This is a genomic window from Tepidimonas sp., from assembly GCF_036824975.1.
Taxonomy (GTDB): domain Bacteria; phylum Pseudomonadota; class Gammaproteobacteria; order Burkholderiales; family Burkholderiaceae_C; genus Tepidimonas.
In genome coordinates this window covers 13,552-21,834 of record NZ_DAISZC010000034.1, presented here as the reverse complement: position 1 = coordinate 21,834, position 8,283 = coordinate 13,552, and the positions used below count along the sequence as shown (strand labels likewise).

General features: G+C 66.8%; 8 protein-coding genes. 2 read left to right on the top strand and 6 right to left on the bottom strand.

Annotation, left to right across the window (positions count from 1 at the left end; all coding sequences use genetic code 11):
- Positions 1 to 36 precede the first annotated feature (36 nt).
- The 5 genes from phbB to maiA form a co-directional block, all read right to left on the bottom strand.
- Positions 37 to 777, bottom strand: a complete 741-nt coding sequence (gene phbB / locus V7Z54_RS05685) for an acetoacetyl-CoA reductase (RefSeq protein WP_334135024.1) — start codon at positions 775 to 777, stop codon at positions 37 to 39.
- 122 nt (positions 778 to 899) lie between these two features.
- Positions 900 to 2,078 carry an acetyl-CoA C-acetyltransferase gene (locus tag V7Z54_RS05680; protein WP_334135023.1) on the bottom strand — a complete coding sequence of 393 codons (1,179 nt, stop codon included), beginning with the start codon at positions 2,076 to 2,078 and terminating at the stop codon, positions 900 to 902.
- 57 nt (positions 2,079 to 2,135) lie between these two features.
- Positions 2,136 to 3,959, bottom strand: a complete 1,824-nt coding sequence (gene phaC, locus V7Z54_RS05675) for a class I poly(R)-hydroxyalkanoic acid synthase (protein ID WP_334135022.1) — start codon at positions 3,957 to 3,959, stop codon at positions 2,136 to 2,138.
- Positions 3,960 to 4,534: 575 nt separating this feature from the next.
- The gene (gene pgeF, locus V7Z54_RS05670) at positions 4,535 to 5,368 is read right to left on the bottom strand and encodes a peptidoglycan editing factor PgeF (protein WP_334135021.1); all 834 of its coding nucleotides are present in this window, start codon (positions 5,366 to 5,368) and stop codon (positions 4,535 to 4,537) included.
- Complete coding sequence (maiA, locus tag V7Z54_RS05665; RefSeq protein ID WP_334135020.1) at positions 5,358 to 6,038, bottom strand: maleylacetoacetate isomerase; 681 nt, start codon at positions 6,036 to 6,038, stop codon at positions 5,358 to 5,360. Before maiA ends, pgeF begins: the two co-directional genes overlap by 11 nt.
- Before the next feature lie 253 nt (positions 6,039 to 6,291).
- Here maiA and V7Z54_RS05660 point away from each other — a divergent pair, with 253 nt between their 5' ends.
- Entirely contained in the window at positions 6,292 to 7,332 is a 1,041-nt protein-coding gene (locus V7Z54_RS05660) for a TRAP transporter substrate-binding protein (protein ID WP_334135019.1), read from the top strand.
- Between the two features lie 47 nt (positions 7,333 to 7,379).
- On the top strand, positions 7,380 to 7,934 hold the full coding sequence (locus V7Z54_RS05655; protein WP_334135018.1) for an NUDIX hydrolase: 555 nt from the start codon (positions 7,380 to 7,382) through the stop codon (positions 7,932 to 7,934).
- Positions 7,935 to 8,034: 100 nt separating this feature from the next.
- On the opposite strand, the gene V7Z54_RS05650 is transcribed toward V7Z54_RS05655, so the two are convergent.
- The coding region (locus V7Z54_RS05650) for a cell division protein ZipA C-terminal FtsZ-binding domain-containing protein (protein ID WP_334135017.1) at positions 8,035 to 8,283 on the bottom strand (249 nt) is incomplete at its 5' end.

Here is an 8,283-nt window from a genome sequence, read left to right as displayed (position 1 = left end):
CGGACGGGCTGCGGCAGCGTCCACATCCGGTGGATATCACCTCATGTGCAAACCGCCGTTGACCGAAAAGTCGGCACCGGTGGCAAAGCCGGCGTCATCGCTGGCCAGCCAGGCGACGATGGAGGCGATTTCGCGCGGCTCGCCCAGACGCTTGACCGGGATCTGGGCTACGATCTTCTCCAGCACGTCGGGGCGGATGGCTTTGACCATGTCGGTGGCGATGTAGCCCGGGCTGACGGTGTTGACCGTGATGCCTTTGGAGGCCAGCTCTTGCGCCAATGCCATCGTGAAGCCGTGCATGCCGGCCTTGGCGGCCGAGTAGTTGGTCTGTCCCGCCTGTCCCTTTTCGCCGTTGACGGAAGAAATTTGGATGATGCGGCCCCAGCCGCGCTCGATCATGTCCGGCACCACCTGCTTGGTGACGTTGAACATCGACGTCAGGTTGGTGTTGATGACCGCGTCCCAGTCCTCCTTGGTCATCTTCACGAACAGGCGGTCGCGCGTGATGCCGGCGTTGTTGACCAGCACGTCAATCGGCCCGTGCTCGGCCTTGGCCTTGGCAAACGCCTGCACTACGCTGTCCCAGTCGGCGACATTGCCGACGCTGGCATAGAAGGTGTAGCCTAGCGCCTTTTGCTCATCCAGCCATTTTTGGTAGTCGCGGGTGGGACCGCAGCCGGCGATGACCTTGAAGCCGTCCTTGTAGAGGGCTTGGCAGATGGCGGTACCGATACCGCCCATGCCCCCGGTGACGTATGCGACGCGTTGCTGGCTCATGGAAGACTCCTCTGTCTGGATGGAAAACACAACACGGGACGACGGAAGGCGGTTTCGGACCCCGGTCCTGCGCCCGGGACCGCAGCCCGAAACCGGGCCAATCGGTGCGGATGCTCAGATCGTCAGCGCTCCACACACAGGGACACGCCCATGCCACCGCCGATGCACAGCGCAGCCAGCCCCTTGCGAGCGTCGCGGCGCTGCATCTCGTGCAGCAGGGTGACCAGGATCCGGCAGCCGGAAGCCCCGATCGGGTGTCCCAGGGCGATGGCGCCACCGTTGACATTGACCTTCTGCGGATCAACGCCCAGTGCCTGGTTGACCGCGCACGCCTGGGCGGCGAAGGCCTCGTTAAGCTCAAAAAGATCGACGTCAGCGACCGACCAGCCCGCGCGCGCCAGCGCTTTTTGCGAGGCCGGCACGGGGCCCATGCCCATGGTGGCCGGGTCCAGCCCGCTGGTGCCGAAGCTGGCGATGCGCGCCAGCGGCTTGAGCCCCAGCTCGGCCGCCTTGCGCGCGCTCATCACCATCACCGCCGCGGCACCATCGTTGATGCCGCTGGCGTTGCCGGCCGTGACGGTGCCAGCCTTGTCGAATGCTGGTTTCAGACCGGCCAGCGCCTCAGCGCTGGTTTTGCGGTTGATGTACTCGTCCGTATCGAAGACCAGTGGATCGCCCTTGCGCTGCGGAATCGTCACCGGCACGATCTCGTCGCGGAACTTGCCGGCATCCTGGGCGGCGGCGGCCTTGAGCTGGCTAGCCAGCGCGAAGGCGTCCTGCATCTCGCGCGTGATGCCGTGCGCCCGAGCGACGTTTTCGGCCGTGATGCCCATGTGGACCTGATGATAGACGTCCCACAGGCCGTCGACGATCATCGAGTCGATCAACTTCCAGTCGCCCATGCGCTGGCCTTCACGGCTGCCCATGAGGACGTGCGGCGCCAGGCTCATGTTTTCTTGGCCACCGGCGATGACGATCTCGCTGTCACCCCAGGCGACCGCCTGGGCCGCCAGCATCACGGCCTTCAGGCCGGAGCCGCAGACGGCGTTGATGGTCAGCGCCGGCGTCTCCTTGGGCACACCAGCCTTCATGGCGGCTTGGCGGGCAGGATTTTGTCCGCACCCGGCTGCCAGCACCTGCCCCATGATCACCTCACCCACGGCGTCGGCCACCACCCCGGTGCGATCTAGCAACGCGCGGATGACGGTTGCGCCCAAATCGGTTGCCGGTGTTTTGGACAGCGTGCCACCAAAGCGGCCGATGGCGGTACGCACGGCTGCGACAATGACAATCTCAGGCATGATGGGCTCCTTGATCAAATAGAAAACGGGTTACAGGCGGGGGCAGATCTGTGGCCCTCACACGGTCGATCCACCACGAGCCAGGGTGGCCAGCGCGGCCTCGGCCGAGACCTTGACGTAGCGCCCCGGCGCGGGTTCAATGGGCTTGTAGCGCCGATTGCCAAAGCTGCGTGGTGCGTTGACCAGTCGGCCGCCATGGGTGGCCAGCCAGGGGGCCCAGTCGGTCCACCAGCTGCCGCGGTGTTCGGTGGCGATGGCCAGCCAATCGTCGAAGCGCTCGGGGAAGTGGTCGTCGGGGCCGGTCCAGAAGCTGCGCTTGCCCTTGGCGGCCGGGTTGATGACACCGGCGATGTGGCCTGACGCCCCCATGACGAAGCGCATCGGCCCGCCCAAATAGCGCGTACTGGCATAGGCAGCGCCAATCGGCACGATGTGGTCCTCGCGCGAGCCGTAGATGTAGGCCGGCACGTCGATAGCCCCAAGGTCCAGCGACATGCCACACGTCGTGAGCTTGCCGGGCTGGCACAGCTCATTTTGCAGGTATAGGTGGCGCAGGTACCACGCGTAGTAGCGGCCGGGCAGGTTGGTGCTGTCACTGTTCCAGTACAGCAGGTCGAACGGAGGCGGCGACTCGCCCTTGAGATAGTTGCCGACCACGTAATTCCACACCAGGTCATTGGGACGTAGGAAGCTAAACGTCGTGGCCAGCTCGCGTCCGGGTAGCAGACCGCCGTGGGCAAACTGCAGCTCGCGCAGCCGCACGAACGCCTCGTCGATAAAGACATCGAGCACCCCGGTGTCGCTGAAGTCCAGCAGCGTGGTCAGGAACGTGACGCTTTGCACTTTGCGCTGACCGCGCGCGGCCAGCACCGCCAGCGCGGTGCCGAGCATGGTGCCGCCGACGCAAAAGCCCAGGGTGTTGACGGTGTCGCAGCGCCCAATGTCACGCACCACGTCGATGGCCTGCAGCACGCCCTGCTCGATGTAGTCGTCCCAAGTGGCCTGCGCCAGCTCGGCGTCGGGATTGCGCCAGCTCATCACGAAGGTGCGGTGGCCCTGCTCCACCGCATAGCGCAGGAACGAGTTGTCGGGCTGCAGATCGAGAATATAGTATTTGTTGATACAGGGCGGCACGACCAGAAAGGGGCGTTCGTACACCTTGGCCGTGAGCGGCTTGTATTCGATGAGCTGAAACAGCGGGTTTTCGAACACCACCTGTCCCTCGGTAGTGGCGACATTGCGACCCACCTCAAATGCGCTGTGATCCGTCATCGAGACAAAGCCCTGCTTGATGTCATGCAGCAGGTTCTGCACGCCGCGGGCGATGCTTTCCCCCTGCGTCTCGATGGCCTTGCGCTGAGCCTCGGCATTGAGGGCCCAGAAATTGCTTGGAGCGCTGGCGTCGATCCACTGCTGCACGGCAAACCGGATGCGCGCGCGGGTCTTGGCGTCCCCCTGCACGGCATCGGCCATGCGCATCAGCGTGCGCGCGTTAAGCAGGTACAGCGCCGCGTTGAAAGCGGCGACCGGGTTGCTGGCCCAAGCTTCGTCGGCAAAGCGGCGGTCTTCACGGGGCGGCTGCACCCGCCAGCCCTGCTGCCACAGCTGGGTCATCTCCTGCAGGTATTCGCGCTGGATCCGTGCCCAGGCTTCCGGGTCCAGCGTCACCGCCTGCCCACCCGCCTGCCGGAACAGCTCGGTCAGGCTGGCCGCACTGCCCCACCCGGTCGGCATCGGCGCAGCGGCCCGTCCTTCGGCCCCGGGTGCTGTGGCAAATCCGCCGGGGGCGGCCTGCAGCGCCTGTGTCCACTGGCGCAAAACCTGTTGCGACCATTCGGCCCACGCAATCACCGGATCGGTCGGGTCGTTTTGCCGCGGCATTCGTCGTCTCCTGAATTTCTTGTCGTTGCCATCGTAACGCAGTGTGGCGTCATTTCCATGACAATGTCATCGAAGGGCGATGAGTTTGCGCGCCGATGTTGCGCGGGACAACATTCTGGGGGCACCAAGTTGGCGGTGACCTACCAGTGGCCGCCACAGCAGTGTCATACACGTTCCTTCCGCGGGGCTGACGGCCTCGTGACGCCGCGGGGGTGAAAGGGATGTACCTGGTACTGATCGCTTGGGGATATGTGGTGCTGATGGCGGCTGTAGCCGAGGCGCTGAGTCCGCACGGCAGCGTGGCCGGCGCCGTCGGGACCGTGGTGTGGTTCGGCGTGCTGCCCATGACGTTGCTGGCCTACGTGGCCGGCAGCCCGCTGCGCCGGCGCGCTCGTCGGCGGGCCCGACAGGGGCAGCAGGAGGCTGCGGATAGCGCTGGGCCGGCTAGCGGGCCACAGCCCACTCAGCAGCCGTCGACAGCCGAAGTCACACCGATAACTCACCGCCCCTTGCCTGCCCCAGCGTCTGCTCCCAGCCAACCGGGCGCAGACGGGTCTGTAACTCAGGCCGCTGCATCAGCGCCGCCAAACAGCAGCGGCCATGCGCCCGCTGCTGCCCAGCACGGCGGCGTCGCGCCGGTGCGAAAAGAAGACTGACGGCTGGCTGGCGGTGCACCAGGCGGGTGAGCCGTCGTTGCCCGCGATACGGGCAAAGCCCAGTCGCTGCAGACGCCGCCGCGCCAGACCGGCCAGGTCGGCCAGCCAGCGGTCGGCATGCAGAGGCGACGGGCGAAAGGCGCTGGCATCCTGTGCACAGGCTTGAACAAATGTAGCCCGAACCTCAGGGCCGACTTCGAAACGCTGCGGCCCGATACTGGCACCGATCCACACGCGTGTGGCCCTTCGCGCCGCCGACGTCTGCACGGCTGGCCAGGCATCTGCCAAGGCTTCCAGAATGCCGTGTCCGCCCTGCCCGGCCAGACCGCGCCAGCCCGCATGCACGGCGGCGACAGACCCGCCATCAGGCGCGGCAAAGAGAATCGGCAGGCAGTCGGCGACGAGCACGACGCACGCCACCGCCGGGTCGCTGCTCCAGCAGCCATCCGCCTCGATCCCGTCCGGGGTGTGGCGATCGACGGGGATGACCGTCGTGCCGTGCACCTGCCGCAGGTACACTGGACGCACCCCGAGTGCCGCCGCCAACCGAGCGCGGTTTTCGGCCACCGCGCCAGGGTCGTCACCAACGTGATCGCCCAGATTCAGACTGGCCCAGCAACCTGAAGACACGCCGCCGGCGCGCCCGGTCATGCCGGCCACCACCCCCGCGCCGAGATCGGCCGTCAGCGCCAGCACCCCCCTCGTCTGTCGGGTAACGCGGGGCGCGGTGAGTGGCCGGGGCTCACTCGGCATCGGGGCAGCGCGAGGGATGCGCGCGCTGGAACGCGTCCAGCGCCATGCAGCGCTCGAAGATGGCCAGCGTCAGCGGAATGTCCAGGTCGTCGTAACGCAGACCGAAGCGCTGGCCGTTGACCAGCTGCGGCACCAGGCAGCAGTCGGCCAGTGTGGGGGTGTCGCCATAGGAGTACACCGAGGGTGGTAGCCCGGCACGGGCACGCTCCTCGGCCAGCAGCTGCAGTCGGCGCTCGTAGTGGCGCAACCCCTCGCGCACCCAATGGTTGTACCACTCGGCGCGCCGCCCGTCGTCCAGCCCGAGCGGATCGGCCAGGTACTTCAAGACACGCAGGTTGTTGATGGGGTGGATCTCGCAGGCGATGGTCTGCGCCAGCGCACGCACCCGGGCGCGCCCAAGCGGGTCGCGCGGCAGCAGCGGCGGCTCGGGATGGGTTTCGTCGAGGTACTCGATGATCGCCATCGACTGGCTCAGCAGCGCGTGATCGGGGTTGCCGGCGACGTCGAGCACGGGCACCAGCGAGTCGGGACTGACGGCCCGGTACGCTGGGCCGTGCTGCTCGCCCCGGGCCAGGTGGACGGCGATGTACTCGTAGGACAGACCTTTGAGGTTGAGCGCGATGCGCACACGAAACGAGGTGCCGGAACGATAATAGTTGTACAGCTTCATGGCGGTGGGGTGGCGCGGGATAGGACGGCCGCCGCGCAGGCACAGCGCCACGCCTGGCCACGGTGTCCCGGGCGAGGCGGGTGCCCGCCGCTCTGGGACGAACGCTGCGGCGACAGCCGAAGTCTAGCCGCTGGCACGCGAGCGCGGCTTTGTTGCAGCGGCAACACCCTCGACAGATGCATACACTATGACAGGGGTTCGGTGCAGTTTGCGCCGACCTTACGTTGCGATTCCCTTCGTTGGAGGTTTTTTCATGCTCACCCGTCGTCGCTTGTTGCGTACTGGTGCTGCCGCGCTTGCCTCGCCTGCCTTGGTTGGCTTGGCGCAAAGCAGTGTCACGTTGAAGTTTCATACCTTCATGTCGCCGACTTCCAATGTCTGGCTCAACATGCACAAGGCATGGATGGACAAAGTCGAGAAGGACTCCGGCGGTCGCATCAAGTTCGAAGCGTACCCGGCCATGCAACTGGGCGGCTCGCCCATGCAGCTGTACGACCAGGCCAAGGACGGCGTGGTCGACATCGTCTGGACACTGCCGGGCAACACCCCGGGGCGCTTTCCGCGCACCGAGGTGTTCGAGCTGCCGTTCATGATGACCAACGCGGAGGCCACCTCCAGGGCCTTCTGGGAGTACATCCAGACCAAGGCGGCCGACGAGTACCGCGATATCCACCTGATCGCGCTGAACGTCCACGGCCCGGGCGTGTTCCACGTCAAGTCGCGGCTGATCACGCAGCCCGACGACCTACGCGGCCTGAAAATGCGCGGCCCAACTCGCCAGATCACCAAGACGCTTGGTCACCTGGGGGCCACACCCGTGGGCATGCCACTGCCGCAGATTCCGGACGCGCTGTCCAAGGGCGTGATCGACGGCTGCGTCCTTCCGTGGGAAGTGGTGCCGTCGGTCAAGGTGCATGAACTCGTCTCCCACCACAGCGAATTCGATCCTAAAGGTGGCGCCCTGTACACCACCACGTTCGTGATGGCCATGAACAAGGCGCGCTACGAGTCGCTGCCGCCCGACCTCAAGCGCGTCATCGACGCCAACTCGGGCCCGGACACCTCCGCCTTCTTGGGGCGCGTGCAGCAGGCCGGTGATATGCCGGCGCGCCGGCAGGCGGTCGAGCGGGGCAACCGCATCCACACGCTGGGGCTGGCGCAGGCGCAGGAGTTTCGCCGGCGCGCCCGCCTGGTCGAGGTGGAGTGGGTGCAGGATATGGACCGCCGCGGCTTCAACGGACGCGATTTGCTCGAGAGCGCGCGTCGGCTGATCGACAAGCACACCCGGGCCTGACGGCCGCGCTGGCGTCGGCTGCCCGTTGGCGTGCGTACACTTGCGGGATGGTCCGCCACCCGATTCGGTTTTGTCGTGCCTGCGCCAGCGCGGTCGAATACCGCGTGCCCGATGACGGTGACACGCGGGTGCGCGCGGTCTGCCCGACCTGCGGCACGATCCACTACGAGAATCCGCTCAACGTCGTCGGCACGGTGCCGGTGTGGGGCCCGGGCGGCGCCCAGGTGTTGCTGTGCCGACGCGCCATCGAGCCGCGCCGCGGCCTGTGGACGCTGCCGGCGGGCTTCATGGAACTGGGGGAAACCACGGCAGAGGGGGCAGTGCGGGAAACCCGTGAGGAGGCGGGAGTGCAGATCGCCCTGGAGGGCCTGTTTACGCTGCTGAACGTGGCCCGTGCGGGACAGGTGCACATCTACTACCGGGCACGGCTGCTGAGCGACCGCTTCGCGCCCGGTCACGAGACCCTCGAGGCACGCCTGTTTCACGAGCACGAGATTCCGTGGGAGCAGCTGGCGTTCCGTACCGTGCAGGAGACGCTGCGGCGCTACTTCGACGATCGTCGGCGCGGCCACTTCCAGGTGCACACCGCGGACATCGTCTAGTGCCGTAGCGCCCGCGGGCTCACTGTGCGATGGCGCACGGCTCTCTGCCCTCTGCTCACGGCGGGAAGCGGTCGCTCCCTGGTCCGCGCCGCGGGGGCACTCAGCTGAACAGTCGGCGCGCCAGCGCCGAGCCGGCCGGCAGCCCGCGCGCCTGCAGCGCGTCGTAGAGGTGGTCGAGTTCGGCGCCGATGCGGTCAAGCGCCTCGCTATCCAGGGGCTGCCCGGCGTCGTCGGTCACCCAGCCGTCCATCGCTGCAGCCAAAGCCGCTGCCAATTCGCGCAGCCGCTGGTAAGGACGCTCGCTGCGCGGCACATGCGGCACTTCCAGCGTCAGACGCACGTCGCGCAG